The sequence below is a fragment of the Pseudoxanthomonas helianthi genome (genome assembly GCF_017939625.1).
Lineage (GTDB): Bacteria > Pseudomonadota > Gammaproteobacteria > Xanthomonadales > Xanthomonadaceae > Pseudoxanthomonas_A > Pseudoxanthomonas_A helianthi.
In genome coordinates, this window is the sequence record NZ_JAGKTC010000001.1 from 68,385 (window position 1) to 94,359 (window position 25,975).

A 25,975-nucleotide genomic window follows, 5' to 3' on the forward strand; every position below is an offset into this window, starting at 1 on the left:
GGCGAATTGCCGCACAATGTCGATTCAACCCGTGGGAGTTCCCTTATGCGTCTTGCTCCGCTTGCGTTGGCCTGCCTTCTCGTTGTCTCCCCTGCCTTCGCGCAGACCTCCAATGACCCCGCGCATCGACTCGCCCAGGACGCGACCATCGTCGATACGCACATCGACGCGCCCGGCATCCTGATGGACCACTGGGCCGATCTCGGCATGGAAGCGAAGGACCGCGAATTCGATTACGCCAAGGCCCGCGCGGGCGGCCTCGATGTCGCCTTCATGTCGATCTACACCTCGGCGGCGCAAGACGAGGACGGCTCGGCGTGGCAGGCCGCCAACGCGATGATCGACGGCATCGAGGCGCTGGTGCAGCGCCACCCTGACAAGTTCGCCATCCTGACGTCGCCGAAGGACGCCGCGCGCCTGATCCAGGGTGGCCGTGTGCTGCTGCCGCTGGGCATGGAGAACGGCGCGCCGCTCGTCGACAAGCTCGACAACGTCAAGTTCTTCTTCGACCGCGGCGTGCGCTACATCACCCTGGCGCACAGCGCCAACAACCGCATCGCAGATTCCTCGTACACGCTGGAAAAGAAGTGGAACGGGTTGAGCCCGTTCGGGCGCGAGGTGGTCAGGGAAATGAACCGGGTCGGCATCATGGTCGATGTCTCGCACCTGGGCGACGCGTCGGCGAAGGAGGCCATCGCGCTGAGCACGGTGCCGGTGATCGCCAGTCATTCCGCGTTCCGCCATTTCACCCCGGACTTCGAGCGCAACATCAGCGACGAACTCGCCAAGGCGGTTGCGGCCAAGGGCGGCGTGGTGCAGGTGCCGTTCGGCACTGCGTTCATTGACCCGGCCAGTGCGGCCAATACCCAGGCGCACTTCCGTGCGATCAACGATTTCAACCAGCGCAACGCGCAGCTGAAGGCGCAGGGCAAGCCCGAGGAATCGCGCGAAGCCTTCGACAAGGCCTGGGAAGCGGCCCATCCGCCGCTCCAGAGCACGCTGGCGCAGGTTCTGGACCAGATCGACTACGGGGTGAAGCTGATTGGCGTCGACCACGTCGGCATCGGTTCCGACTTCGACGGCGTCGACGGCGAACTGCCGAACGAGCTGAAGACCGTCGCCGATTACCCGAAGCTGGTGGCGGGCCTGCAGGCGCGCGGCTACAAAAACGCCGACATCCGCAAGATCCTCGGTGGCAACCTGCTGCGGGTCTGGACGGAAATCGAAGCCGGCGCCAAATAACCGCGCGGCCCGGAACGAAAAAAGCCCCGCGATGCGGGGCTTTTTTGCGCAACCCGAATAGGGCGCTTTATTCCTTGACCACGGCCTTCTTCGCCACGGCCTTCTTCACCGGGGCCTTGGCCACGGCCTTCTTCGCCGTTGCCGATGCGCTCACCACCGCACCCTTCGACACCTGCTTGCGCGCGTTGCCGTAGCTGCTGTTGTAGCGCTTGCCCTTGGCGGTCTTGCGATCACCCTTGCCCATGTTCGTGCTCCTGAAACTGTCAAAAATCCGCACTGGGTGCGGGGTTGCGAGAATATCGGCCGCGAAGTCTATCATGCGGCCCCGTTCCTGACCTCCGAACGCAGCGGAGCCCCTTGGTAAGGGGGCGCCCCGAAGGGCGGGATCGGAGGTACGTAGCGAGGGCGCGAGATTGCGCGCAGCGGAATCTCGGGATTGACGATGCGCAGCAGCGTCAATGCGCGCAAGTCGCGTCGTGGATATGCCAATGGTTGAGGCGCAGATTCAGCAGGTGGGCCAGCCCCACCAGGGTGCCGCCGAGGGTCATCACCACCGCATGGGTCACCGGCGGCGCATGCAGCACCGGCACCAGCACGCCCGCCCACAGCGCGGCCAAGCCGGCCAGCAGCAGGCCCAAGGCGCGGAAGCTGCGGTGGCGGCGGTAACCCCACAACAGGCTGAAAAGCCCGAGCACGCTGACGAAACCGACGAAGCCCAGTTCGAAACCGCTGCCGAACCAGGCCGACAGCCCCAGCGAGGGGATCGCCGCCAGCAGCACCGGGGTCAATGCGCAGTGGATCGCGCAGAGCATCGAGCCGGTGGCGCCGAAGCGGTCGAGCAGGCTGCGCAGTGAGCTGTCGGAGCGTGGGTCCATGGCGGCAAGTATGACTTTCGGGAGGGGTCGGATTCCGATATTGGTATATTATAACATCATTCAAGCCCCATCTTCCCCCGAGGACCCCCATGCCCGGTACCCTGCTCGCCCGCTCCAGCCTTGCCCTGGCCCTGTCCGTCGCCCTCGCCTCGCCCGCCTGGGCCCAGGTCGCCAGCGACCCGGCGAACCAGTCCGCCACCGATACCCGCCACCACGGCGAAGGCGACCGCCACGTCAAGGACCTGGACAAGGTGCAGGTGACCGCCAGTCCGCTGCGCGACACCGCCGATGCGCTGAGCAAGCCGGCCGAGGTGCTGGCCGGCGAACGCCTCGACGAGAACCGCGCCGCCAGCCTCGGCGAAACCATTTCCAGCCTGCCCGGCGTGCAGAGCTCCAACTTCGGCCCCGGCGTCGGCCGGCCGGTGCTGCGCGGCATGGACGGCCCGCGCGTCGCGGTGCTGAGCGGCGGTTTGGCCAGCGCCGACGTGTCCACGGTCAGCCAGGACCATTCGCCGGCGGTGGAAGCCTTCCTCGCCGACCAGATCGAAGTGCTGAAGGGCCCCTCGACCCTGCTCTACGGCAGCGGCGCCATCGGCGGCATCGTCAACATCGTCGACGGCCGCATCGCCGAGCAGCCGATCGACAACGGTTTCAGCGGCCGCGCCGAGATGCGCTTCGATACGGTCAACGACGGCAACAGCGACATGTTCCGCGTCGACGGCGGCAACGACCGCTTCGCCGTGCACGCCGACGGCGTGTACCGCAACAACAAGGACTACGACACGCCCCACGGCAAGCAGGCCAACACCTTCATCGACACCAAGACCGGCGCGGTCGGCGCGTCGCTGCTGGGCGATTGGGGCTTCGTCGGCGCGTCGGCGTCGCGCTTCGAGGACGACTACGGCAATCCCGGCGAGCCGGGCGACCTGTCGATCGGCGAACGCGGGGTGTGGATCCGCATGCGCCAGGACCGCTACGACCTGAAGGGTGGCCTGACCCAGCCGTGGGGCGAAGGCAGCAGCCTGCGCTACAGCTTGGGCCACACCGACTACGAACACGTCGAATTCGAAGGCGACGAGCCGGGCACCACGTTCACCAAGAAGGCCGACGAAGGCCGGGTCGAGGCCGCTTTCGCCTGGGGCGGCGGCTGGAGCGGCGCGATCGGTGCGCAGGCCAGCGATGCGACGTTCGCGGCGGTCGGCGAGGAGTCGTTCGTGCCCGAAACCACGACCCGGGCCGCCGGCGTGTTCGGCGTGGCGCGCAAGCAGTGGAGCGATTTCCAGCTAGACCTCGGCGCGCGCTTCGACAGCGTCAAGGCCGATCCGGTCACCGGGCCTGCACGCGACTTCAAGCCGGTCAGCCTGTCGGTGGCCGGCGGCTGGAAGCTCGACGAACGCTGGAGGCTGACCGCCAACCTGGACCATGCCGAACGCGCGCCGGCCGAGGAGGAGCTGTTCTCCGACGGTCCGCACCTGGCCACGCTGGCCTACGAAGTGGGCAACGCCAACCTCGGCGAGGAAAAGGCCAACCAGCTGGAACTGGGCCTGCAGTACAAGTCCGACTGGATGGATGCGAAGGCGTCGGCCTACTACAACCGCTTCGACGACTTCATCTACCTGGTCGATACCGGCGAGCAATGGCACTTCGAGGAAGAGGATGAATTCCTGCCGGTGCGCCAGTGGGCGCAGGCCGACGCGCGCTTCCGCGGCTTCGAGGGCGAGGCGACCTTCCACCTGGTCGACGACGAAACCCGCGGCGACTGGGACTTGCGCGTATACGGCGACACCGTGCGCGCCACGCTGGCGTCGGGCGGCAACCTGCCGCGCATCGCGCCGTCGCGCCTCGGCGCGCAGTTGCGCTGGGAGAACGAAAGCTGGCGCGCTTCGCTGGGTGCGCTGCGCTACGCGAAGCAGGACAAAGTGGCCGTGGGCGAAACGCCGACCGCCGGCTACACCCTGGTCGACGCGCACGTGGCCTACCACCGCGATTTCGGCGACCACGCGGCATGGGAAGTGTTCGCCGACGGCAGCAACCTGACCGACCAGACCGCGCGCGTGCACACGTCGTTCCTGAAGGATTCGGTGGTGCTGCCCGGGCGCAGCGTGGCGTTCGGCGTGCGTCTGTTCTTCTGAGCCGCCGGCGGGCCTTGTAGAGCCGAGCATGCTCGGCTGCTCTTGCCTTTTTCGCGATCGGACTCGCTCGATCGCTTTGCTTTCGCCGAGCCGGCCCCGCGAAGGCAGGGGTGCCGAGCTTGTTCCGGCACGCTCTTGTTTTCGCGACGAATGGCAAACGCAAGCCGGGACAAGCCCGGCTTCTACGACAGCCACGGCAACGGCAACGGCAGCCGAGCATGCTCGGCTCTACAAGGCCCTGGCATGGCCTGGTTCGCGGAGTCGACTTGTGGAATAGGTGCATATGCACCTATCATGCCGGCATGGCATCCGATCCCTCACCCTGTACCTGCCACCATCTGCGCCGCGCCGCGCGGCGGGTGACCCAGATCTACGACCGTGAGCTGGCCGCGGTCGGCTTGAGCCTGAACCAGTATTCGATCCTGCGCCGCACGCGCCACGGACCGCGCGCACTGGGCGAGCTGGCCGACGAGCTGGGCATGGACCGCACTACCCTGAGTCGCGGCCTGAAGCCCTTGCTCGAAGCGAAACTGTTGAAGGAAGTCCGCGGCGAGGATGCGCGCCAACGGCTGGTCGAACTCAGCGCCACCGGCCGCAAGCGCCTCGAAGCCGCGATGCCGCACTGGCAATGCGCGCAACGCGCGATCGACGAAGGCTTCGGCGTGGAACGGATCGCTCGCCTGCATCGCGACCTCGACGCGCTGGTCGATCGACTTCCGGGAGAACCCGCATGACCCGCCCGACCCCTCGCATGCCTTGGCTATTGCTGTTGGCCGCCACGATGACGCTGCTGGTGACCATGGGCATCCGCCAGTCGCTGGGCCTGTTCGTGCAGCCGATCCGTGCCGGCACCGGGCTGGGCATCGTGCAGATCAGTTTCGCCCTTGCCGTCGCGCAATTGGTGTGGGGCGCGGCGCAGCCGCTGTTCGGCATGTGGGCGGACAAGCGCGGCTCCGGCCGCGTTCTGGTTTTCGGTGGCGCACTGCTGGTGATCGGCATGGCGCTGACGCCATTCCTCACCTCGCAATGGGGCCTGGTGCTGACGCTGGGCATCCTCGGCGCTGCAGGCGCGGGCGCGGGCAGCTTTTCGGTGCTGATCGGCGCGGTGGCGCAACGCATCGAGGCCGACCAGCGCTCGATGGCGGCCGGCGTCATCAATGCCGGCGGTTCGTTCGGGCAGTTCGTGTTCGCGCCGTTCGCGCAGGCCGTGATTTCCGCCGCCGGCTGGGCGGCGGGCATGTGGGCGATGGCGGCGGCCGCACTTGCGACCCTGCCGCTGGCCTGGCCGCTGCGCAGGCGCGAAGCTCCGGCGGCTGCGGCGAGCGCGCAAACCGTCGACGCCGGCATCGGCCTGTCCGAACAACTGCGCATCGCCTTCCGCGACCGCAGTTACTGGATGCTGCACGTCGGTTTCTTCACCTGCGGTTTCCACATCGCATTCCTGGTGACGCACCTGCCCACCGAAATCGCCCTGTGCGGCTTGTCGGACAAGGTGTCGGCCACCGCGCTCGCGCTGATCGGCCTGTTCAACGTCGGCGGCAGCCTGGCCATCGGCGCATTGGGCCAGCGCTACAGGATGAAGTGGCTGCTGGCGCTGATGTACGCCAGCCGCGCCTTGCTGATCGCACTGTACCTGGTGCTGCCGCCGACGCCGATGGTGTTCTACGCCTTCGCTGCCGGCCTCGGCATGACCTGGCTGGCCACCGTACCGCCCACCGCCGGGATCATCGGCAAGCTGTTCGGCGCGCGTTACCTCGCCACCCTGTTCGGCTTCACCCTGCTCTCGCACCAGGTCGGCGGTTTCCTCGGCGCGTGGCTGGGCGGCTTGGCGCTGGATCGCTTCGGCGACTACTCGTGTATGTGGTACGCCGACATCGCGCTGGCGCTGGTCGCCGCGGCCGCCAACCTGCCGATCCGGGAACAGTCGCCGAAGCTGGCGACGGCGATGGCATGACCGAAGCGATGCGCAGCCTGCTCCGCCGCCGAAAGCGGATTGTTCGGTGCGAGCGATTCTCCTGACCACGCTGCGCTAACCGGCACGGTGACAAGGTCCGCCCTGCATCGATCCGGATTCGCCGATTCATGGCTCCCGCCATGCCCGACACCCGCCATTCCCGCCATACGACGAAAAAGCGCTGGTCGGCGCAAGTGACGGAAAACAGTCACGCGCTGGACCTGGACAAGGGCGTGTTCACCTGGCGCAGTCCGCGCAGGATCGCGCAGTCGCTGAAGGACTCCGCCGAATCCAGCCACCGGCGCAAGGCCGATCCGTTCCGTTCGGCGATGTCGATGATCACCTTCTACGTCAACCGCGCCGGCGAGGATTTGCCCGCGGAACGGCGCTCCACGCTGGAAGCGGCGAAGGACGAACTGCGCGCGCTGTACGGCCGTCCGCGCCGGCACCCGGTCCATCGCCGGAAGTGAAGCTGCCCAGCGTCTTCAACGTGAGAGTGGTTGCGGGGAGCTGCAGCCGGGAGGTCGCGAATGCTTTTCGCAGGAGTCTCGCTGGAAGGTTCGCGACTTACGTCGCTCCCACGACGGTTCCTGCAGCGGTTGTGGAGATGGCCGCGCCGGCGCAGCGCGCGCACAGGCCGTGCACTTCCAGCGTCTGCGCCTGCGGTTGGAAACCCAGCGCCTTGGCCCGCGCTTCCAGCTGCGACACCACTTCCAGGTCTTCCAGTTCCACCGCGCTGTGGCAGCGGTCGCAGATCAGGAACGGCACCGAGTGCTGCGCGCTGTTCGGATGATGGCAGGCGACGAAGGCGTTGACCGACTCGAGCTTGTGCACGAAACCGTTGGCCATCAGGAAGTCGAGCGCGCGATAAACGGTCGGCGGCGCGTCGGCGCCCACGCCCTTGCCCGACTTGCCTTCGCGCACCCAATCCAGCAGCTCGTAGGCTTTGACCGGCTTGCCGGCCTGCGCGATCAGTTCGAGCACGCGCGCGCGGATCGGGGTCAGCCGCAGGCCGCGTTCCTGGCAGGCGAGCTCGACCGCCGCCACGAAGCCGCGGGCGTCGTGGACGTGGTGCTTGGGGTCGGTGCAGGCGTGCTTGCTGGCCATGATCCCTATTTAGGCGCCTTTCGACGCCATTTCAACCGCCGCGCCGATCCGCTTGAGCGCCTCGTCCCTGCCGGCCAGGTACACGGTCTGGGAGATGTCCGGGCTGACCTGGGTGCCGGTGATCGCCACGCGCAGCGGTTGCGCGACCTTGCCCATGCCCAGGCCGAGCTGCGCGGCCGCGTCGTGCAAGGCGGTCGAAACCGTTTCGGCGCTCCACTCGCCCAACGCGGCCAGCAGCTCGCGCGCCTTGGACAGCGGGGTCGCGGCTTCCGGCTTCAGGTGCTTGGCGACGGCGACCTCGTCGTAGTTTTCCAGCGGCACGTACCAGACCACGGCCTTCTCGGCCATTTCCTTCAAGGTCTGCACGCGATCGCGCAAGGCGACGACCACGTCGACCGGCTTCGGGCCGTTGGCGAGGTCGAGGCCGAGCTTGCGCAGCTGGTATTCGAGCTGCGGGGCGATGGACTGCGGATCGTCGCTCTTCAGGTAATGCTGGTTGACCCAGCCCAGCTTGGCCATGTCGAGGCGCGCGGCCTTCGAATTGACGTCCTTCACGTCGAACAGATCGATCAGTTCCTGGCGCGAGAACAGCTCCTGGTCGCCGTGCGACCAGCCCAGCCGCGCCAGGTAATTGATCAGTGCGTGCGGCAGATAGCCGGCGTCCTTGTACTGCATCACGTCGGCCGCGCCGGTGCGCTTGGACAGCTTGGCGCCCTGCTCGTCCAGGATCATCGGCATGTGCGCGAACTTCGGCACCGGCGCACCGAGCGCTTCGTACAGATTGATCTGCCGCGGCGTGTTGTTGATGTGGTCGTCGCCGCGGATCACTTCGGTGATGCCCATGTCGAGGTCGTCGACAACCACGGCGAAGTTGTAGGTCGGGTAACCGTCCGGGCGGAAGATCACCATGTCGTCGAGTTCGCGGTTGGCGATCTCGATGCGGCCCTTGATCAGGTCGTCGAAGGCGACCACGCCCTCGGTCGGGTTCTTGAAGCGGATCACCCGGTTCGGATCGTCGCGGTACGGCAGGTTCAGCTCGCGCGCGGCGCCGTTGTAGCGCGGCTTCTCCTGCTTGGCCATCGCGGCTTCGCGCATCGCGTCGAGTTCTTCCTTGGTCTCGTAGGCGTAATAGGCCTTGCCGGCGGCGACCAGTTGTTCGGCGACTTCCCTGTAGCGGGCGACGCGGTCGGTCTGGTAGATCGGGCCTTCGTCGTAATCCAGGCCCAGCCACTCCATCGCCTCGAGGATCGCATCGATCGCCGCCTGGGTGCTGCGTTCGCGATCGGTGTCTTCGATGCGCAGGATGAATTCGCCGCCGCGGTGGCGCGCCTCCAGCCAGCAGTACAGCGCGGTGCGCGCGCCGCCGATGTGCAGGTAGCCGGTGGGACTAGGGGCGAAACGGGTGCGGCAGGTCATGCGGGGCTCGGGCAAAATGAGGCGTGCATTTTAGCCTCCTTTGCAAAAGGGGCGGGCGCCTGCGCAGCAGGCGGCGGGGGATTTGCGCTTCGGGAGCAAATCCCCCTCAATCCCCCCTTTTTCAAAGGGGGAAGTCAAGCGCCTCTCGCACGACTTAGAATCCCCGCATGGCCACTCTCTTCATCTCCGACCTGCACCTCGACGCCAGCCGGCCCGAAGTCACCGAATTGTTCGGCCGTTTCCTCCGCGAAGAAGTCCGTGGGGCCGATGCGCTGTACATCCTCGGCGACCTGTTCGAGGCCTGGGTCGGCGATGACGACAGTTCCGAAGTCGGCGCCTACGTGGCCGCGCACCTGCGTGAAGTGGCGGATGCCGGGGTGCCGGTGTATTTCATCCGCGGCAACCGGGATTTCCTGGTCGGCGACGAATACGCGCAACGCGCGGGCTTCCGCATCCTGCCCGATCCGGCCGTGGTGGTGCTTTACGGCAAGCCGACCTTGCTGATGCACGGCGATCTGTTGTGCACGGACGATGTCGCCTACCAGCAGTTCCGCGCGCAGACCCGTAACCCGGCGTGGCAGGCGCAGTTCCTCGCCCAGCCGCTGGCCGCGCGCCTCGCCTTCGCCGCGCAGGCGCGCGCGGCCAGCATGGCCCGACAGAAAGAGATGAAGGGCGACAACCGCGCGCAGTTCGAGACGATCACCGACGTGACCCCGGCGACGGTCGAGGCGACTTTCGCCCGTTACGGCATCGATACGCTGATCCATGGGCATACGCATCGGCCGGCGATCCATGACCTGGACGTCGGCGGCCATGCTTGCCAGCGGATCGTGCTCGGCGACTGGTACGAGCAGGGGTCGGTGTTGCGGGTGGATGAAAACCGTGCGGATCTCAAGAAAATCTGACGTGGGAGCGAGGTAAGTCGCGAACAGGATTTCGACGCGCTCTACCGATCGAAGTACACGGCAGCTTGAACGGAAAGCATCGCGACTTACGTCGCTCCCACCAGGGAGAATCAGGCGCCAGCTTCCAGCGCCGCCAGCTCGTCCTCGTCGAACCCCGCCTGCAATCGCGCTTCTAGATTGAACGGTCCATGCAGGTAACCGCCTGCGTACTCCCGCAGCAATTCACGGAAGCGCGAACGCGGCTCGACGTCCTGCTGTTCGCAATACCAGCGATACCAGCGCGAACCGGCGGCGACATGGGAGACTTCCTCGCGCAGGATGATTTCGAGGATATCGGCAGTGGCGTCGTCGCCGAGCGAACGCAACTTGACGATCATCCCCGGGGTCACATCCAGCCCGCGCGCTTCCAGCACACGCGGCACCAACGCCATCCGCGCCAGGCCGTCGTGCGCGGTCTTCTCGCACATCTCCCACAAGCCGTTGTGCGCATCGAAATCGCCGTAATCGTGTCCGAGTTCGCGCAAACGCTCGCGCAGCAACGCGAAATGGCGCGATTCGTCGTTCGCCACCGATACCCAGTCCGCGTAGAACGCATGCGGCAACCCGCGGAAGCGGTAGACCGCATCCCAGCCCAGGTCGATGGCGTTCAGTTCGATGTGCGCGACCGCGTGGATGAACGCAGCGCGTCCTTCCTGCGTGCCGAAGCCGCGCCGCGGCAGCTCGCGCGGGTGCACCAGCCCCGGCAACGGCGGCCGGCCGGGCATGCGGATCGGTTCGGGCGATGGCGCGCCGTCGGGAACGGCGAGTTCGCCGCGCGCGAAGGCGGCGGCGTGATGCTGGGTCAGGGCGACCTTTTCCACCGGATCGGCGGCGTCGAGGCAGGCGCGGGCGGCATCAAAAAGAGAAATCATCACGCTTTCGCTTTTTGCCGTCATCCCGGCGCAAGCTGGGATCCATATCGCTCCTGTCTTTCGCTTGAAAATCGGAAGCACCGGCAAAATGGATTCCGGCTTGCGCCGGAATGACGACGCATTGAGCCATCAAGCCCGCCGCTTGTGCTTGGCCTCGTCGGAGCGCAGTTGCTGGATGCGCTCGAAATAGCCCGGTTCGATGCCGGTGACGTACTTGCCGTCGAAGCACGACGAATCGAACTGGGTCAACTCGCGGTTGCCTTCGCGCACTGCCGCTTCCAGGTCTTCCAGGTCCTGGTAGACCAGCCAGTCGCAGCCGAGCAGCTTCTCGATCTCCTCGATGCTGCGGCCGTGCGCGACCAGTTCGTCGGCGGCCGGCATGTCGATGCCATAGATGTTCGGATGGCGCACCGGCGGCGCGGCGCTGGCCAGGTAGACCTTGCGCGCGCCGGCGTCGCGGGCCATCTGCACGATCTGCTGGCTGGTGGTGCCGCGCACGATGGAATCGTCGACCAGCAGCACCACGCGGTTGCGGAACTCCAGGTTGATCGGGTTCAACTTGCGGCGCACCGACTTCACCCGCTCGCCCTGCCCCGGCATGATGAAGGTGCGGCCGACGTAGCGGTTCTTGATGAAGCCCTCGCGGTACTTCACCCCCAGCACGTTGGAGATTTCCAGCGCGGCGTCGCGCGAGGTGTCGGGGATCGGGATGACCGTGTCGATGTCGTGGTCGGGGCGCAGGCGCAGGATCTTCTCGCCCAGCTTCACGCCCATGCGCATGCGCGCCTTGTGCACGTTGACGTTGTCGATCATCGAGTCCGGGCGGGCGAAATACACGTACTCGAAGATGCACGGCGAATGCTGGCCGGTTTCGACGCAGATTTCGGCGAACAGTTCGCCGCGCGGGGTGATGACCACGGCCTCGCCGGGGCGCACGTCGCGCACGCGGGAGAAGCCGAGGATGTCCAGCGCCGCCGATTCGGAAGCGACGATGTATTCGACGCCTTCGTTGTGCTCGCGCTTGCCCAGCACCAGCGGGCGGATGCCGTGCGGGTCGCGGAACGCCACCAGGCCCAGGCCCAGCACCACGCTGACCACCGCGTAGCCGCCCTTGCAGCGACGATGCACGCCGGCCACCGCGCGGATCGCCGCTTCCGGCGTCAGCGTGTGCTGCATGCCCAGTTCGTGCGCGAACACGTTCAGCAGCACTTCGCTGTCGGATTCGGTGTTGACGTTGCGGCGGTCCTGGGCGAACACCTCCTGGCGCAACGCGTCGGTGTTGATCAGGTTGCCGTTGTGGGCCAGGGCGATGCCGTACGGCGAGTTCACGTAGAACGGCTGCGCCTCGTCCATGCCTTCGGAGCCGGCGGTTGGATAGCGGCAATGGGCGATGCCGACGCGGCCTTCCAGCACGCTCATGCCCTGCGCGTTGAACACGTCGCGGACCAGGCCGTTGCCCTTGTGCAGGCGCAGCTTGTTGCCGTCCGCGGTGGCGATGCCGGCCGCGTCCTGGCCGCGGTGCTGCAGCACCGTCAGGCCGTCGTAAAGCTGCCCGGCGACGTTCTGGTTGCCGACGATACCGACAATGCCGCACATGTTTCGCGTTCTCCGTTCGGCCCCAACCGGGCCAGGATGTCTTTCAGGAAGACGGGGAATCGGTTTGCGGGACGCCTTCGTCCAGCGGAATGGGCAGGTCGATCTGCCGCCTATTATCGCCCGCGCGGGTCCCATTGCCAAAATCGGCCTGCGCCGCGGCCCATTCAGGCAGCCAGCCGCGCAGCCATTGCGCGCCCGGCAGCAGCAGCGGCACCAGTTGCGACCGTTGCCACGCCACTTCCTGCGGCACATGGGTGAAACCGAGCAGCAACAGCAGGACGCAGGCGACGAAAACCCCGCGCAGCGCGCCCAGCGCCCCGCCCAGCAGGCGATCCACGCCCGACAGGCCGATGCCATGGACCAGGCGCCGCACGACCCAGCCGACCACGCCGACGAACACCAGCACCGCGAGGAAACACAGCGCATAACCGCCGAACAGCTCGGTCGCGGTCGGTTGCGGACCGTCGACGAATTGCAGCGCGACCGTTCCGCCGAAGCGGAACGCCGCCCAGCCGGCCAGCAACCACGCGACCATCGAGGCCAGCACGCCGATCAGCCCGCGGATCAGACCGAACAGCGCCGAAACCGAGATGAGGGCGAACAGGATCAGATCAAGCATATGGGCAAGCCGATGCGGGCTGTCTCGGTCGGCATGCGTTCACTGCCTCTTCGCCCGCGACCTGGCGATGAAACCCGGTGTCGGAGAAACCCAATGTGTATAAAAACTTGGTGTGGGAGCGACGTAAGTCGCGAATGGGGCGCGACAAAGCTTCGCGACTTACGTCGCTCCCACATCGGATTTCGTCGCGGCACGGGCCTTCCGGCTCAGGGATGCGGACGCACCTGGCCGCTGATCCCGGCCTTGGCGGCGACCTGCGACTTGAGCTGGTCGGCGGCGGCGCGGGTGGCGACGGGGCCGACGCGGACGCGGTTCTGCGTGCCGCTGTCGGTCTTCACCTGCTCGATGAAGGCGCTGAAACCGCTGGCGCGCAGCTTGTCGCGCAAGGCGGTGGCGCTGGCGGCATTGGCGAAAGCGCCGACCTGCACCGCGTAGCCGGTAGCCGAGGGCGCAGGAGCGGCGGTCGTGGTCGGCTTGGGTGCGGCCACCGGGGGCGTGACCGGCTTGGTCTCGGCGGGCTTCGGCGCAGTCGTGGCGACCGGCTTGGCCGGCTCGGGCTTCGGGGCAGCCGGCTTCGGCGGTTCCGGCGGCAGCGCCTGGGTGGTGACCGCCGCACTGGGCGCGGCCTGCGCCGTGCTGGCGGTCGCAGGCGTCGCCACGGCGGTCGGCGCATCCAGCGCCACGACCTGCGCGTTGACATCGCTGCGTACCTTCACCGCCTCGAGGCGGACGATTTCGGCCTGGGCGCGGTCGGCATACGGGCCGATGCGCACGCGGTAGGCCGGCTTGCCGTTGATCGTGGTCGATTCGCTGAAGCCGGGCAATTGCGCCTTCTTCAGCATCGCCACCATCTGCGCCGCGTCGGCGGGCGTGGCATAGGCGCCGAAGTTGACCGCGTAATCGCCCGCCGCGGTCGCTTCGGGCAAGGTGGTGGAGGCCGGCGCGGCGGCATCCGCGCCCAGCGGGATCGCTTCGCTGGCTGCGGGCGCGGCCGGCTCGCCCGGCTTCAACCCGACCGCGCCACCGGCCGGCACTTCGCCGACGGTGTTCAACGGGATTTCGACGAACTGCCCTTCCGGCGCATCCGGCACCTTGGTCGACACATCGGACACGCCGCTGTCCGGCGCGGGTCCCTTGATCAGCATGGGCAGGAAGATCACCGCCAGGGCGATCAGCACGACGGCGCCGATCAGGCGCTGCTTCAGGGTCGTATCCATCGGGGAACCGGAACACGGCGGGAATGCCGCGCCGGATTATAGGCCCGGCTTCGCGGGCCTCCCCGTCATTCGCCTGAACGCAAGGCGTCCAGCGCGGCGGCGGCGGTGTGGAACGAGCCGAACACCAGCACGCGGTCGTCCGCCTGCGCCTGCGCCAAAGCCGCGAGCAGCGCCCGCGCGACGGTGGCATGGCGCGCGCCCGCGCCTGCACCGGTGGGCGCGAGCTTGGCGGCGAGCGCGCCTGCGTCCTGGTTGCGCGCACCGGCGTCGTCGATGCCGGCGAGATGCCAACCGTCGACCAGGCCGTCGAAGGCCTCGACAACCGGCGCCACGTCCTTGTCGGCCAATGCGGCGAAGACCGCCAGCGTGCGGCCGGGAACCGGATGCGCGCGCAGCCACGCCGCGAGTTCGCGCGCGGCCTGCGGGTTGTGGCCCACGTCGACGCGGATCTCCACGCCGTCGAATTCGAAACGCTGCAGACGTCCCGGCAACTGCGCGCCGGCGATGCCCGCGGCGAACGCGGAAAGCGGCAGGCGCGCGTCCAGGGCGCGCAACGCGGCGACCGCCGCGGCGGCATTGGCCTGCTGCGCGGGCGCGGCGAGCTGCGGATTCGGCAGTTCCATTTCGAAGCCGACCTCGCGCCAGCGCCAATGGGTGGCGTCGACCGGATCGTGGAAATAATCGCTGCCCGCGCGGATCGCGCTGGCGCCGATGGCGTAGGCGCGGCGCAGTACGCTGGAAGGCGGGTCGATTTCGCCCAGCACCAGCGGTTTCCACGCACGGGCGATGCCGGCCTTCTCCGCGCCGATGCTTTCGCGGTCCGGGCCGAGCCAATCGACATGGTCGATATCGACGGTGGTGATCACCGCGACGTCGGCATCGACGATGTTGACCGCGTCGAGGCGCCCACCCAGGCCGACTTCGAGCACGGCGAGGTCGAGCGCGGAGCGCTGGAACAGCCACAACGCGGCCAGCGTGCCGAATTCGAAGTAGGTCAGCGGCACGTCGCCGCGCGCAGCCTCGACGGCCTCGAACGCTTCGGTCAACGCGGCATCGCCAACCTCTTCGCCATCGATGCGCACGCGCTCGTTGTAGCGCAGCAGGTGCGGCGAGGTGTACGCGCCGACCTTCCAGCCGCCGGCGCGGGCGATGGCTTCGATGAAGGCGACGGTGGAACCCTTGCCGTTGGTGCCGCCGACGATGATGGTGCGCTTCGCCGGTTGTTTCAGGCCGAGCCGCTGCGCGACTTCGCGCACGCGGTCGAGACCCATCTCGATGGACCTGGGGTGTTGTCGCTCGATGTAGTCGAGCCAGTCGGCGAGATTCCTGTTCATTGCACCGAACGCACGCCTTGCACGCTGAAGCCCAGCGCCGACTTCCTGCCGTAGATCACCACTTCCACGTCCTGGTCCGGATGCTGGCGGTAGTACGACTCGGGAATGCACAGGTAACCGGGCATCGAGTTCTCCATGGCGCCGCCTTCCAGTCGGTAATCGCAACTGCGGCGGCGATGGGAATAGTCGGTCCGCATCACCGTTCGCTCTTCGTGCGGCACTCCGAATGCGCGGGTGTAGGCCCACGGCAGGGCCTTGCAGACCGATGCCCAGGCGCAGAAGCCCAGCAAAGCCGGCATGAACAGGGTTATCGCGAGCAAACGGCCGGCGGTTTGCACGAATCCGTTGCCCGGCCGCAGCCTGCCCTCGCGCGCCGAAAACACCACCAATGCGAGGGTCGACGCCGCGCCGAAAACCCCGAAGACGATGACCATGGGCACGCCACGCATGCCGGCCACCGGGACGAAGCGGACGAAGAGGCCGCCCAGCCCAAGCAACATGATTCCCATCAGCGCGCTTACCGCCACGGCCCAACCGCGGCTGGGCCGTTCGCTGCCGAACCAGGTCGTCCTCCAGCTCATCCGGCCTCCGTGAAGGGTTACAGCGCCCGGTGCTTCGCCTCGCCGAAGAACGGCGTGTGGTGCGCGCAATCGTTGAGGCGGACGACTTCGAGGGAGTCGATGCCCGGGCCTTCCAGCAGGTTGATCGTGGTCGGCGCCTGGCGGAAGGTCCACAGCTTCGACAACGGCAGGCCGAGGATGCGGCACAACAGCACGCGGTTGACCGCGTCGTGCGCGACCACCAGCAAGGTATCTTCATCGCCGAGGCCTTCCATCGCCCGCGCCAGCCCGCGCCACGAACGGTCCAGCACGTGGCGCAGCGATTCGCCGCCGGGCATCAGCACGGTGTCGGGCTCCTCGCGCCATGCGCGCAGGCGCGCCGGATCCTTTTCGTGGATATCGCTGGCCAGCAGGCCTTCCCATTCGCCATGGGCGATTTCCTGCAGATCCGGATCGATGCCCAGCAGTTCGGCGCGCGCTTCGCCGAGCGCCAGCTCTGCGGTGCGACGCGCACGCGACAGCGGCGACGCCACCGCGCGGTCGATCTGCAGTTCGCGCAGGCGCTGGCCCAGCGCCGCGGCCTGCGCTTCGCCGACCGGCGAAAGCGGGATGTCGATCTGGCCCTGGTAGCGGCCTTCGGCGTTCCATGGCGTTTCGCCATGGCGGGCAAGCAGGATGCGCATGCAACGGGTTCCGGTGGGGTCGGCCCGGGGGCCGCGGAAAAGGACCGGCATCATACCCGCCTGCGCCGCCGGTTGAGGCACATTCGACAACCGCGGCGAGCGAAACTTTCGATTGCCGCGGATTCATGGCGAATCCGCCCGGGAATTCGGTTCGATCTGCCGGTGGCAGCGACCCCGCGGCGTATAATCCGCGCCCTCGAATCCGCAGCCGGAACACAGCTCATGACCCAGGACACGATGAAGGCGCTGGTCAAGCGCGAAGCCGGCAAGGGCATCTGGATGGAACAGGTGCCGGTGCCGACGCCGGGCGCCAACGAAGTGCTGATCAAGCTGGAGAAGACCGCGATCTGCGGCACCGACCTGCACATCTACCTGTGGGACGAATGGAGCCAGCGCACGATCAAGCCGGGCCTGGTGATCGGCCACGAATTCGTTGGCCGCATCGTCGAACTCGGCCCCGGCGTGACCGGCTACAAGGTCGGCCAGCGCGTTTCGGCCGAAGGCCACATCGTCTGCGGCCATTGCCGCAACTGCCGCGCCGGCCGCCAGCATCTGTGCCCGAACACCGTCGGCATCGGCGTCAACCGCGACGGCGCGTTCGCCGAATACATCGTGATGCCGGCCAGCAACCTGTGGCCGATCCCCGACCAGATCCCGTCGGAACTGGCCGCGTTCTTCGATCCGTTCGGCAACGCCGCGCACTGCGCGCTGGAGTTCGACGTGGTCGGCGAAGACGTGCTGATCACCGGCGCCGGCCCGATCGGGGTGATCGCCGCGGGCATCTGCAAGCACATCGGCGCGCGCAACGTGGTCGTCACCGACGTCAACGACTACCGGTTGAAGCTGGCCGCCGACATGGGCGCGACGCGCGTGGTCAACGTGGCCAACCAGTCGCTGAAGGACGTGATGGCCGACCTGCACATGGAAGGCTTCGATGTGGGCCTGGAAATGAGCGGCAACCCGCGCGCCTTCGCCGACATGCTCGACTGCATGTACAACGGCGGCAAGATCGCGATGCTCGGCATCATGCCCAAGGGCGCCGGCGTGGACTGGGACAAGATCATCTTCAAGGGCCTGACCCTGCACGGCATCTACGGCCGCAAGATGTACGAGACCTGGTACAAGATGACCCAGCTGGTGCTGGGCGGTTTCCCGCTGGGCAAGGTGCTGACCCACCAGTTGCCGATCGACGAATTCCAGCAGGGCTTCGACCTGATGGAAGGCGGCAAGTCCGGCAAGGTCGTGTTGAGCTGGAATTGACCCGTAGGGTGGGCACGCTTTTCGTGCCCACCATCCTGTCGCATTCGGTGGGCACGAAAAGCGTGCCCACCCTACGAGATACGTTTTAGGCTGTGGCCGACGCGGGAAACACGCCGTAGCGCCGCGGCGACAAACGCACCTGCGCGCCGGCCTCGGGCGCGCGTTCGCTGGCCGGCAGTTCGATTTCGACTTCCTCGCCCTGCCCCGCCTGCAGGCGCGCGCGCAGGCGCAGGCGCGGGCCGCTGCGCTGGCTGCCCAGCACCACGGCATCCCAGCCCGCACCGTCGACGCCGACATCGAAGTCTTCCGGGCGCACGAACAACTCCACCGCACCTTCGCCGGCCAAGGTTTCCGGCGGCGCAGCGAAATGCGCGCCGGCCACGGTCAGCCCAGCGTCACGGCGCTCGCCGGGCAGGCGATTCACTTCGCCGACGAACGAATACACGAACGGCGTGGCCGGGGCGTCGTAGGCTTCGGCCGGACTGCCGAGCTGCTCGATGCGCCCACGGTTGAGGATGGCGACGCGGTCGGCCAGCTCCAGCGCTTCTTCCTGGTCGTGGGTGACGAAGATCGTGGTCAGCCCGGTGCGGTCGTGAAGTTCGCGCAGCCAGCGGCGCAGATCGCGGCGAACCTGCGCGTCCAGCGCGCCGAAAGGTTCGTCCAGCAACAGCACGTTCGGTTCGATCGCCAGCGCGCGCGCCAGCGCCACGCGCTGGCGCTGGCCGCCGGACAGCTGCGCCGGATAGCGCGACTCCAACCCTTCCAGCTGCACCAGCGACAGCAGTTCGGTCACGCGCTCGCGGATGCGCTTCTCGGGCCAGCGTTCGGCGCCGCGGCGCACGCGCAGGCCGAAGGCGATGTTGTCGCGCACGTTCAGGTGGCGGAACAACGCATAGTGCTGGAACACGAAGCCCACGCGGCGTTCCTGCACACTGAGCCGGGTCGCGTCGCGACCATCGAACAGCACCCGGCCGTTGTCGGCCTGCTCCAGCCCGGCGATCACCCGCAACAGCGTGGTCTTGCCCGAACCCGACGGTCCCAACAGCGCGAGCAGCTCGCCGGGACGGATGTCCAGGTCGATGTCGTCCAGCGCGGTGAACGCGCCGAAACGCTTGCCCAGTTTTTCGATGCGGATGCTCATGATGGATTCCGATAAGGACTTTCTGACACGGATCACGCGGATCAGAACGGATAAAGCTTTTTTAATGGACTTTCTTCCATCCGCTTTTTCCGTGTCGATCCGCGTCCAAAAACACTCCCGCCCCGTCAATGCCGGTGGCTCGCCGCCAGCGCTTCGCTGTGGCGCCATTCCAGCCAGGTCTTCAATGCGAGCGTGACCAGCGCGCTCAGCACCAGCAGCGAGGCCGCGGCGAAGGCCGCGCTGTACTGGTATTCGTTGTAGAGGATCTCCACGTGCAGCGGCAGCGTGTTGGTGCGCCCGCGGATGTGCCCGGACACCACCGACACCGCGCCGAATTCGCCCATCGCGCGCGCGCTGCACAACAGCACGCCGTACAGCAGCGCCCAGCGGATGTTCGGCAGGGTCACCCGCCAGAACGTCTGCCAGCCGCTCGCGCCCAGGCTCAGCGCGGCCAGTTCCTCGTCGGTGCCCTGCTGTTCCATCAGCGGCATCAGCTCGCGGGCGATGAACGGGAAGGTGACGAACACCGTCGCCAGCACGATACCCGGCAGGGCGAAGATGATCTTCGGCAACTGCACGGTGAATTCGCCGAACAGCGGCAGCGACGCGTGCCAGCCTTCGTCGATCAGCGAATACGCCCAGCCCTGCGCGCCGAAGATCAGCACGTAGATCAAGCCGGCGACCACCGGCGACACCGCGAACGGCAGGTCGATCAGGGTGACCAGCCAGCGCTTGCCGCGGAACTGGTGCTTGCTGATCGCCCAGGCCGCGGCGACGCCGAACAACAGGTTCAGCGGCACCACGATGCCGGTGACGATCAGGGTCAGCCTGGCCGCGCTCCATGCGTCCGCCTCGGTCACCGCCTCGGCGAACACCTGCCAGCCGCCGCGCAGCGCTTCCGCGAACACCAGCACCAGCGGCAACAGCAGGAAGGCCAGCAGGAAGCCCAGCGCGCCGAGGATCAGCAAGGCCTGCGCCCAACGCGGCTCGGTCACCGCCGAGCGCGAACGCACGCGCCGACCGTGCTCGGCGGCGGGTCTTCCTTCGGCGGGATCGCGGAACAATTCGGAAGGCACGGCGATTGCGATCGTGGATGCGGTGGTGGCGACGTCGCCCATCCTAGCCCCCTGCCCGCTTTTCCGCGCGTGCAAGTTTCGCCTGCAACGTGTTCACCGCCAGCAGCAGCGCGAACGACAGCAGCAGCATCGCCGCCGCGATCGCGGTGGCGCCCGCGTAGTCGAATTCCTCCAGCTTGATGGTGATCAGCAAGGGCGCGATCTCGGTGACCGACGGCAGGTTGCCGGCGATGAAGATCACCGAACCGTATTCGCCGACGCCGCGCGCGAAGGCCAACGCGAAACCGGCCAATACCGCCGGCCACAACGTCGGCAGCACCACCTTCCACACGGTCTGCCAGCGGTTCGCGCCGAGCGTCGCGGCGGCTTCCTCCAGTTCGCGCTCGGTTTCGGCCAATACCGGCTGCACCACGCGGACCACGAACGGCAGGCCGATGAACACCAGCGCGACCGTAATGCCCAGCGGGGTGTACGCGACCTTGATGCCGGCCGCTTCCAGCCAGCGCCCGATCCAGCCGTTCGAGCCATACAGCGCGGTCAAGGCGATGCCCGCCACCGCGGTGGGCAGCGCGAACGGCAGGTCGATCAACGCATCGAAGAAGCGCCGGCCCGGAAACGAATAGCGCACGAACACCCACGCCACCAGCGTGCCGGCGACCGCGTTGAACGCCGCTGCTGCCAATGCAGTGCCGAAACTCAATCCCAACGCATGCAGCACGCGAGGTTCGGTCCACACCTGCCACAGGCCCGACAGGCCCAGGCCGCTGGCCTTGACGAACAGGCCGGTCAGCGGCACCAGCACGATCAGGCCCAGCCAGAACAGCGTGTAGCCCAGGCTCAGGCCGAACCCGGGCATGACCCGTCGCGATCGCAGGGGCTTGAGTACGCGGGGAAGAACGGAAACGCTCATCGCGATATTCGGCCTACTTCGCCGCCTGGATCTTGTCGAATTCGCCGCCGTCGGCGAAATGCGTGGCCTGCGCCTTCGCCCACGAACCGAACGCCTGGTCGAGGGTCACCAGTTCCACCTTCGGGAAGCGCGCGACGTCGGCCGGATCGGCGTATTCGGGATGGCGCGGACGATAGTAGTGCTTCGCCGCCAACTTCTGCCCGGTCGGCGAATACAGGAACTGCAGGTAGGCCTGGGCGACTTCGCGGGTGCCGTGCTTGTCGACGTTCTTGTCCACCAGCGCCACCGGCGGTTCGGCCAGGATCGACTTGCGCGGCACCACGATGTCGAACTTGTCCGGACCCAGTTCCTCGACCGACAAAAAGGCCTCGTTCTCCCACGCCAGCAGCACGTCGCCGATGCCGCGCTGGACGAAGGTGGTGGTGGCGCCGCGCGCGCCGGTGTCCAGCACCGGCACGTTCTTGAACAGCGCGACCATGCTGCGCCGCACCTTCTCGATGTCGCCCTTGAAGATGTAATCGAAGTACGACCACGCGGCCAGGTAATTCCAGCGCGCACCGCCGGAGGTCTTCGGGTTCGGCGTGATCACCGAAACGCCCGGACGCAACAGGTCGGGCCAATCCTTGATCTGCTTCGGGTTGCCCTTGCGCACCAGGAACACGATGGTCGAGGTGTACGGCGCGCTGTTGTCCGGCAGCCGCTTCTGCCAGTTGGCCGGGAAAAGCTTGGCCTTCTGCGCAATCGAATCGACGTCGTAGGCCAGCGCCAGGGTGACCACGTCGGCTTCCAGGCCGTCGATCACCGCACGCGCCTGCTTGCCGGAACCGCCGTGCGAGGTTTCCACGCGGACGTTGTCGCCCTTCTTCGCCTTCCAGTCGGCGGCGAAGGCGGCATTGAAATCCTTGTAGAACTCGCGGGTCGGGTCGTACGACACGTTGAGCAGTTCCACGTCCTTGGCGGCCGCGGCGGCGGCGACGGTCAGGCCGAAAGCCAGCAGCAGCGTGCGGATGGGTCGATGGTTCTTCATGGTGAGGGTTCCTGGGGGTTCAGAACGCAACCTGCAATCGGGTGAACACGGCTTTCTCGTCTTCGCGATCCGCGCCCGCCGCGGCACCGCCTTCGAACGTGGTGTCCAGGTAGTTGGCGACCAGCTTCAGGTTGCTGGTCAGGTACCAGTTGACGCCCAGCGTCCAGGCCTTGGCCTTGCTGGCCGATGCTGCGGGGTCGGCGAACAGCGGGAAGGTCGCGTCGTCCACGTCCAGTTCGCCGTAACGGCCGACCAGCTCCCACGCGCCCCATCCTCCCTTGCCGGGCGCGAACGGATGCGAGGGCCTGACCACGCCGCGATAGCTGGCGTCCTCGCCGGTCAGCACGTAGCTGGCGGTGGCCTGCCAGGCGGTGTTCTCCAGGTAGCGGGTCGTCGTTCCGACCTGCAATTCCTGCTTCGCTTCGATGTACTCGGCCAGCAGGCCGAAAGCGTTGCGGTAGAAATACGCCTGCGGCGACCAGCGCGTGTGCGTGCCGACCGCGCTGACCGCGCTGCGATAGGCGAAGAACTGCTGCTGCCCCGGCGTGCGGTAGCGCGGCAGGAAGTTGTTGCCGCTGCCGCGCACGTCGCCGATGCTGGCGCCGAGGCCGAAGCCCAGGCCGGACCAGAAACCGGCGTCGTTCTTGAACGGCTCGAAGAACACGCGTCCGGCGTACTCGAATTCGTTGTCGGGGTTGCTGGTGATCGCGTCGCGCCCGTCCACCGTGCCGTTGAACACGCCGATCGCATAACCGATGCGGCCCTGCGCCAGGTCGCCCTGCAGTTGCACGCCGATGTCGCGGTTCGGCGCGATCTCGCTGGGCAGCGCGCGCTCGACGTCGGACAGCGCCGACGAGGATTGCAGGCGCTCCAGCCCGACCGGCGAGGTGAACTTGCCCAGCCGCACCGTCGCCGCCGGGCTGAACTTCAGGTCGGCGTAGGCATCGACGATGCTGGCGCTGTCGCCGGCGAATTCCGGGGTGAAGCGGAAGCCGACCCAGCCACCCAGGGTGCCTTCGATGGTCGGGCGCGCGGTGCGCAACAGGAAGGTGTCGTTGGTGCCGCTGGCCTCGCCGGAAGTGAAGAAACGTCCGTCGCCCTGCAGCAGGCCGCGGATCTTCACTTCGTAGGCGCTGTCGGCCGACTTCAGCGACGCGCCCTTGTCGTTGACCGTCACCACCGGCGCTTCCTTGGCCTTGGCGATGCGGTCCTCTTCCTGCAGTTCCAGCTTGCGCTCGATGATGCGCAGGCGCTGGTCCAGGTCGGCGAGCCCAGCACCTTCGCTTTGGCCCGCGGTTTCGCCATCCGCGCTCAGGCCGAGGCGGCGTTCCAGCGATTCCAGCCGTTTCTGCAATTGCTCCACCGTCGGTTGTCCCTGCTGTGCGAACGCCGGCGCGGCCAGCGAACAGGCCAGCGCACCCGCAAGCCAGACGCCCGCCCTCGGATTCGCCCTGCCGCTGTCCCATGGTGTCCGCATTGCACATTTCCCCGTCGTGAAGGCCCGGTCAGGGCAGAAACCGCATGCTGCAAGCGCACAACCAAGGCGGGAAATGACGAAAACCGCGACGCTTATGCCATGCGGGCATGAATACTGGCGGCGGCCCGGCGCTCACGCGCCTGTCGCCGCCTGCCCCGCTATTCTCGCCTTGTCCGCGTTCGCCGCGCCGGCCGGTGCGCTCCTCCCGGATCCCAGGAAACGTCCCATGAAACTTTCGCTTTCAGATCCCGACCTGTTGCGTCAACGCGGCCTGATCGGCGGCGAATGGCGCGATGCCGATTCCGGCGCCACTTGCGAAGTGCGCAATCCGGCCAACGGCGAACCGCTCGGCACGGTGCCGGACATGGGCGCGGCCGAGACGCGTCGCGCCATCGAGGCCGCGCATGCGGCCTTCCCGGCGTGGGCCCGGAAGACCGCGAAGGAGCGCGCGCAGGTCCTGCGCCGCATGTACGACCTGATGATGCAGCACCAGGACGACCTCGCCGCGCTGATGACCGCCGAACAGGGCAAGCCGCTGGCGGAGTCGCAGGGCGAGGTCGCGTATTCGGCCGGCTTCCTCGAATGGTTCGGCGAGGAAGCCAAGCGCATGTACGGCGACACCATCCCCGGCCATGCGGCGGACAAGCGCATCGTCACCCTGCGCCAGCCGGTCGGCGTGGTCGCGGCGATCACGCCGTGGAACTTCCCGTCGGCGATGCTCGGCCGCAAGCTCGGGCCGGCGCTGGCGGCCGGCTGCACCGTGGTGTGCAAGCCTGCGATCCAGACGCCCTACTCCGCGTTGGCGATCGGCGTGATCGCCGAACGCGCCGGCCTGCCGCCGGGCGTGCTCAACATCGTCACCGGCCAAGACGCGCCGGCGATCGGCACGGAGATGACTTCGAACCCGAAGGTGCGCAAGCTCAGCTTCACCGGCTCCACCGCGGTCGGCAAGCAGCTGATGGCGCAATGCGCGCAAGGCATGAAGCGCATCTCGCTGGAGCTGGGCGGCAACGCGCCGTTCATCGTGTTCGACGATGCCGACCTCGATGCGGCCGTGGCCGGCGCGATCGCCAGCAAGTACCGCAACACCGGCCAGACCTGCGTGTGCGCGAACCGCCTGTTCGTGCAGGACGGCATCTACGATGCGTTCGCCGGGAAGCTGGTGGAAGCGGTGCGCGCGTTACGCGTGGGCGATGGCCTGCAGGGCGCCACCGACCAAGGCCCGCTGATCGACGCGAAGGCACTGGCCAAGGTCGAGGAGCACGTGGCCGACGCGCAGGCGAAGGGCGCGCGCGTCGCCCTCGGCGGCCATCGCCATGCGCTGGGCGGCACGTTCTACGAACCGACCGTGCTGCTCGATGTCGACGCCGGCATGCGCCTCGCGCAGGAGGAAACCTTCGGGCCGGTCGCGCCGCTGTTCCGCTTCAAGACCGAGGACGAGGTCATCGCGATGGCCAACGACACCGAATTCGGCCTGGCCGGCTATTTCTACACCCGCGACCTGGCGCGCAGCTGGCGGGTGCTGGAAGCGCTGGAATGCGGCATGGTCGGCATCAACACCGGCCTGATCTCGACCGAAGTCGCGCCGTTCGGCGGCGTCAAGCAATCCGGCAGCGGACGCGAAGGCTCGAAGTACGGATTGCTCGACTACACCGAGCTCAAGTATGCGTGCATCGGCGGGATCTGAACGCGCAGGCCAGCGAAACATGAGCGATCAGGTTTGACGGTGCAGGCGCATTCACCGCGGCCCCGCCAATGCGACGGCATCGGCGCCTGCCGGGAAATGGAACTGGTCGGAGCCGTCATGCACGGCCTGCCAGACAGCCTCGGCGACATCTTCGGGCTGCGTCGTCGCCTGCGGACGGGCGAAGGCCTCGAAGATGGGACGAGCGAAGTCCGCGTAGGTGTCCGGGATGAGGCCGTTCATGCGCTCTGCCCCGTTCTCGGCGAAGCGCGTGGTCGGGCAGTAGCCGGGTTCGACCAGCTTGACCCGGATGCCGAATGCGCCGAGTTCGTGCGCCAACGAACCGGTGAAACCTTCGATCGCGGTCTTGCTGCCCGTGTAGGCGGCAGCCAGCGGCATGCTGGCGAGGGTCACGCTCGAGGTGACGTTCACGATCGTCCCCGCGCGGCGCTCGCGCATCTGCGGAATCATGGCCTGCACCATCGCCATCGTGCCGAACGTGTTGGTCTCGAACACTTCGCGCACCGTTCGCATCGACGTGGCCTCGAACGCGCCGACGACGCCGATGCCGGCGTTGTTGACGAGGACGTCGACCGGGCCCGCCTCCTCGATGGCGCGAGCGATGCTGCCGGCATCGGCGACATCCAGCGCGACCAGCTTGATGCGGTCGGACGCGGGCAGGAGGGCGGGATTCGGGCGGCGCATCGTGGCGACGACGTTCCAGCCGCGATCGTGGAAGTAACGGGCGGTTTCGAGCCCGTAGCCGGAGGAACTGCCAGTGATCAGGACGGTTTTCATTGCGGGGACTCCATGGTGGTTGGTGCGACCACGATAGGCCCGCCACGAAGG

The 25,975-nt window shown here is 67.4% G+C and carries 25 protein-coding genes; 8 read left to right on the forward strand and 17 right to left on the reverse strand.

What is annotated here, in order from left to right; translation table 11 throughout:
- Positions 1–45 precede the first annotated feature (45 nt).
- Positions 46–1,242 carry a dipeptidase gene (locus J5837_RS00325; RefSeq protein WP_210534736.1) on the forward strand — a complete coding sequence of 399 codons (1,197 nt, stop codon included), beginning with the start codon at positions 46–48 and terminating at the stop codon, positions 1,240–1,242.
- Between the two features lie 67 nt (positions 1,243–1,309).
- Here J5837_RS00325 and J5837_RS00330 read toward each other — a convergent pair whose 3' ends face one another.
- Positions 1,310–1,486, reverse strand: a complete 177-nt coding sequence (locus tag J5837_RS00330; protein WP_210534737.1) for a 30S ribosomal protein THX — start codon at positions 1,484–1,486, stop codon at positions 1,310–1,312.
- A 211-nt stretch (positions 1,487–1,697) separates the two neighbouring features.
- Positions 1,698–2,117, reverse strand: coding sequence for a MerC domain-containing protein (locus J5837_RS00335; protein ID WP_210534738.1), 420 nt, complete (start codon positions 2,115–2,117; stop codon positions 1,698–1,700).
- Positions 2,118–2,206: 89 nt separating this feature from the next.
- On the opposite strand from J5837_RS00335, the gene J5837_RS00340 reads away from it, so the two are divergent.
- The 4 genes from J5837_RS00340 to J5837_RS00355 all read left to right on the forward strand — a co-directional run bounded on the left by J5837_RS00340 (position 2,207) and on the right by J5837_RS00355 (position 6,673).
- Positions 2,207–4,249, forward strand: coding sequence for a TonB-dependent receptor (locus J5837_RS00340; protein WP_210534739.1), 2,043 nt, complete (start codon positions 2,207–2,209; stop codon positions 4,247–4,249).
- Between the two features lie 302 nt (positions 4,250–4,551).
- On the forward strand, positions 4,552–4,983 hold the full coding sequence (locus J5837_RS00345) for a MarR family winged helix-turn-helix transcriptional regulator (RefSeq protein WP_210534740.1): 432 nt from the start codon (positions 4,552–4,554) through the stop codon (positions 4,981–4,983).
- The gene (locus J5837_RS00350) at positions 4,980–6,203 is read left to right on the forward strand and encodes an MFS transporter (RefSeq protein ID WP_244755453.1); all 1,224 of its coding nucleotides are present in this window, start codon (positions 4,980–4,982) and stop codon (positions 6,201–6,203) included. Before J5837_RS00345 ends, J5837_RS00350 begins: the two co-directional genes overlap by 4 nt.
- A gap of 128 nt (positions 6,204–6,331) precedes the next feature.
- Positions 6,332–6,673, forward strand: coding sequence for a DUF3175 domain-containing protein (locus J5837_RS00355; protein WP_244755455.1), 342 nt, complete (start codon positions 6,332–6,334; stop codon positions 6,671–6,673).
- 97 nt (positions 6,674–6,770) lie between these two features.
- On the opposite strand, the gene J5837_RS00360 is transcribed toward J5837_RS00355, so the two are convergent.
- Positions 6,771–7,310 (reverse strand): Fur family transcriptional regulator, encoded by a 540-nt coding sequence (locus J5837_RS00360; RefSeq protein WP_210534741.1) that lies wholly within the window; start codon positions 7,308–7,310, stop codon positions 6,771–6,773.
- 9 nt (positions 7,311–7,319) lie between these two features.
- Positions 7,320–8,726, reverse strand: coding sequence for a glutamate--tRNA ligase (gltX, locus tag J5837_RS00365; protein ID WP_210534742.1), 1,407 nt, complete (start codon positions 8,724–8,726; stop codon positions 7,320–7,322).
- A 167-nt stretch (positions 8,727–8,893) separates the two neighbouring features.
- Between gltX and lpxH the strand changes: the two genes are divergently transcribed.
- On the forward strand, positions 8,894–9,631 hold the full coding sequence (gene lpxH, locus J5837_RS00370) for a UDP-2,3-diacylglucosamine diphosphatase (RefSeq protein WP_210534743.1): 738 nt from the start codon (positions 8,894–8,896) through the stop codon (positions 9,629–9,631).
- A gap of 110 nt (positions 9,632–9,741) precedes the next feature.
- Here lpxH and J5837_RS00375 read toward each other — a convergent pair whose 3' ends face one another.
- The 7 genes from J5837_RS00375 to J5837_RS00405 form a co-directional block, all read right to left on the reverse strand.
- Entirely contained in the window at positions 9,742–10,542 is an 801-nt protein-coding gene (locus tag J5837_RS00375) for a ferritin-like domain-containing protein (RefSeq protein ID WP_425504806.1), read from the reverse strand.
- A 129-nt stretch (positions 10,543–10,671) separates the two neighbouring features.
- The gene (gene purF, locus J5837_RS00380; protein ID WP_210534745.1) at positions 10,672–12,138 is read right to left on the reverse strand and encodes an amidophosphoribosyltransferase; all 1,467 of its coding nucleotides are present in this window, start codon (positions 12,136–12,138) and stop codon (positions 10,672–10,674) included.
- A 43-nt stretch (positions 12,139–12,181) separates the two neighbouring features.
- Positions 12,182–12,757 carry a CvpA family protein gene (locus J5837_RS00385; protein WP_210534746.1) on the reverse strand — a complete coding sequence of 192 codons (576 nt, stop codon included), beginning with the start codon at positions 12,755–12,757 and terminating at the stop codon, positions 12,182–12,184.
- A gap of 206 nt (positions 12,758–12,963) precedes the next feature.
- Entirely contained in the window at positions 12,964–13,974 is a 1,011-nt protein-coding gene (locus J5837_RS00390; protein WP_210534747.1) for an SPOR domain-containing protein, read from the reverse strand.
- Between the two features lie 65 nt (positions 13,975–14,039).
- A complete protein-coding gene (gene folC / locus J5837_RS00395) occupies positions 14,040–15,308 on the reverse strand; it encodes a bifunctional tetrahydrofolate synthase/dihydrofolate synthase (protein ID WP_210534748.1) in 1,269 nt (422 codons plus the stop codon).
- Positions 15,305–15,889 carry a hypothetical protein gene (locus J5837_RS00400; protein ID WP_210534749.1) on the reverse strand — a complete coding sequence of 195 codons (585 nt, stop codon included), beginning with the start codon at positions 15,887–15,889 and terminating at the stop codon, positions 15,305–15,307. Before J5837_RS00400 ends, folC begins: the two co-directional genes overlap by 4 nt.
- A gap of 17 nt (positions 15,890–15,906) precedes the next feature.
- The gene (locus tag J5837_RS00405) at positions 15,907–16,551 is read right to left on the reverse strand and encodes a histidine phosphatase family protein (RefSeq protein ID WP_210534750.1); all 645 of its coding nucleotides are present in this window, start codon (positions 16,549–16,551) and stop codon (positions 15,907–15,909) included.
- A gap of 237 nt (positions 16,552–16,788) precedes the next feature.
- Here J5837_RS00405 and tdh point away from each other — a divergent pair, with 237 nt between their 5' ends.
- Complete coding sequence (gene tdh, locus J5837_RS00410; RefSeq protein ID WP_425504823.1) at positions 16,789–17,811, forward strand: L-threonine 3-dehydrogenase; 1,023 nt, start codon at positions 16,789–16,791, stop codon at positions 17,809–17,811.
- Positions 17,812–17,896: 85 nt separating this feature from the next.
- Here the strand turns inward: tdh and J5837_RS00415 are convergent, their stop codons facing one another.
- The 5 genes from J5837_RS00415 to J5837_RS00435 all read right to left on the reverse strand — a co-directional run bounded on the left by J5837_RS00415 (position 17,897) and on the right by J5837_RS00435 (position 23,442).
- Positions 17,897–18,952: a sulfate/molybdate ABC transporter ATP-binding protein gene (locus J5837_RS00415; RefSeq protein ID WP_210534752.1), complete on the reverse strand. Its 1,056-nt coding sequence runs from the start codon at positions 18,950–18,952 to the stop codon at positions 17,897–17,899.
- A 125-nt stretch (positions 18,953–19,077) separates the two neighbouring features.
- Positions 19,078–19,965, reverse strand: coding sequence for a sulfate ABC transporter permease subunit CysW (gene cysW, locus J5837_RS00420; RefSeq protein WP_425504824.1), 888 nt, complete (start codon positions 19,963–19,965; stop codon positions 19,078–19,080).
- Positions 19,966–20,071: 106 nt separating this feature from the next.
- The gene (cysT, locus tag J5837_RS00425) at positions 20,072–20,938 is read right to left on the reverse strand and encodes a sulfate ABC transporter permease subunit CysT (protein WP_210534754.1); all 867 of its coding nucleotides are present in this window, start codon (positions 20,936–20,938) and stop codon (positions 20,072–20,074) included.
- A 13-nt stretch (positions 20,939–20,951) separates the two neighbouring features.
- Entirely contained in the window at positions 20,952–21,965 is a 1,014-nt protein-coding gene (locus J5837_RS00430; RefSeq protein ID WP_210534755.1) for a sulfate ABC transporter substrate-binding protein, read from the reverse strand.
- Between the two features lie 19 nt (positions 21,966–21,984).
- On the reverse strand, positions 21,985–23,442 hold the full coding sequence (locus J5837_RS00435) for an OprO/OprP family phosphate-selective porin (RefSeq protein ID WP_210534756.1): 1,458 nt from the start codon (positions 23,440–23,442) through the stop codon (positions 21,985–21,987).
- A 226-nt stretch (positions 23,443–23,668) separates the two neighbouring features.
- Here J5837_RS00435 and J5837_RS00440 point away from each other — a divergent pair, with 226 nt between their 5' ends.
- Positions 23,669–25,129 carry an NAD-dependent succinate-semialdehyde dehydrogenase gene (locus J5837_RS00440; RefSeq protein ID WP_210534757.1) on the forward strand — a complete coding sequence of 487 codons (1,461 nt, stop codon included), beginning with the start codon at positions 23,669–23,671 and terminating at the stop codon, positions 25,127–25,129.
- Between the two features lie 51 nt (positions 25,130–25,180).
- On the opposite strand, the gene J5837_RS00445 is transcribed toward J5837_RS00440, so the two are convergent.
- Positions 25,181–25,924 (reverse strand): SDR family oxidoreductase, encoded by a 744-nt coding sequence (locus J5837_RS00445; protein ID WP_210534758.1) that lies wholly within the window; start codon positions 25,922–25,924, stop codon positions 25,181–25,183.
- Positions 25,925–25,975: the final 51 nt, after the last annotated feature.